A 599-nucleotide genomic window follows, 5' to 3' on the forward strand; every position below is an offset into this window, starting at 1 on the left:
GTCGAACGTTGGGCGTCATAGGAGGCGTGGTGGAGCACTGGGAATGCAGGGCTTGCAGGGCACTTACGTCGACGCACCTCAACCAGTGCTGGAACTGCCATTCCATCAAAGGCGAACTGCCGCCTGTCGAAATCGATGCGTGTGCCAATGCGGGTGCGCACGAGCGAGGAATGAACTCACCGTCCCGCGTTTCGTCTCTGGCGGTCGCTCAGGTTCTGCTGTTCGTAAGCATCAGCATCGCTCTGTCCGTTGTGGTCAAGCCCATCTATTGCTTTGTCGCCTACTCGAACGGCTGTCCATACAAGCTCCCAGAACTCAAGCTTGTTTTCCTGGCAATCGCACCCTTCATGGTGGTCGCAGTCGATGTGGTGCTCATCTTTTTGGTAGCGCCCGGTAGAGTTCCTCCTGAAGTCGTGGAGGCCTTTGTGCACCACAACCGCCCCAAGTTCCTTCGTCGCTGGTACTCCAAGCTAGTGGCCCGAAGTTACTCGCGGTCATGACGCCCAACCCCTCCATCGAGCGGACACACAACGGCGGGACGCAGTGGCGCGCTTCGGCCACACCGAGCGCGCCGTTGTGTGCCGCTCATGTCGAACGTT

General features: G+C 59.1%; 1 protein-coding gene. It reads left to right on the forward strand.

What is annotated here, in order from left to right; all coding sequences use genetic code 11:
* On the forward strand, positions 1-500 hold a 500-nt coding region (locus tag E8D38_RS28055; RefSeq protein WP_219851896.1), incomplete at its 5' end, for a hypothetical protein.
* Positions 501-599 lie beyond the last annotated feature (99 nt).

Origin of the sequence: Methylibium rhizosphaerae (assembly GCF_006386545.1) — a bacterium.
In the GTDB taxonomy this organism is placed as follows: Bacteria; Pseudomonadota; Gammaproteobacteria; order Burkholderiales; family Burkholderiaceae_C; genus Pseudorivibacter; species Pseudorivibacter rhizosphaerae.